General features: G+C 72.6%; 1 protein-coding gene. It reads right to left on the bottom strand.

Going from position 1 to position 709, the window contains the following annotated elements:
- Positions 1 to 709: YhdP family protein (locus ABB33_RS17875; protein WP_275452961.1), on the bottom strand; the 709-nt coding region annotated here is incomplete at both ends.

Genomic DNA, 709 nt, shown 5'->3' with positions numbered 1-709 from the left:
CTGCATGCCGATGCGGTCGGTACGGGCCAGACCGTCGCCGAAGGCGACCCGGCCCTCGACGTGGTTGAACGCCAGCCCCTTGGAGAAGAAGTCGCGGAAATCCAGCATCAGCCGGCGCGGCAACTGGGCGACGCTGAGCAGGCCCAGCACCCGTCCCGCCCCCGGCTCGACCTCCAGGATCTGGCCGTTGCGGATATCGATGTCCAGCGTGCCTTCCAGTGCGGCCAGATTGAACGCCGCCGGCGCACCGTCCCAGCCGGCGTTGAACTGAAGCTGCCCCTGGCCGCCACGCAACTGCCCGCCATAGCCCAGGTTGTCCAGCAACCCGCCCAGGTTCTCGCTGCGCACGGCCGCCTCGAACCGGGTCCGGGCCTGGGCGCCGGTGCCACGCCATTGCCCGGTCACGTCGATGGACTGTTTGGGCGAGCGGAACTGCAGCTGCGACACCTGCAGGCCGTCGGCCAGCGGCCGGGTGCGCAGCGTGGTCTGTCCCAGTCCGGCCTTGCCGAAGGACAGGTCGCCGATGTCCAGCGCCAGCGGCGGCACCTTCGCCGGGTCCACCGGGTCCGCGGGGCGGTCGCCCGCCTCGCCGGCCGCGGCCGTGGCCGCCTGCCAGTGCACCCGCGCCAGGGTCCCGCTGACGGTGCCGCCATCGGCGGCGGGAAACAGCAGGTCGCCGGCCAGCGCAGGCCCTTCCAGCTTCCACCCC

The sequence above is a fragment of the Stenotrophomonas acidaminiphila genome (assembly GCF_001431595.1).
Taxonomy (GTDB): Bacteria; Pseudomonadota; Gammaproteobacteria; order Xanthomonadales; family Xanthomonadaceae; genus Stenotrophomonas; species Stenotrophomonas acidaminiphila.
The sequence above is the reverse complement of the archived record's forward strand: the minus strand, read 5'-3'. Positions and strand labels throughout refer to the sequence as shown.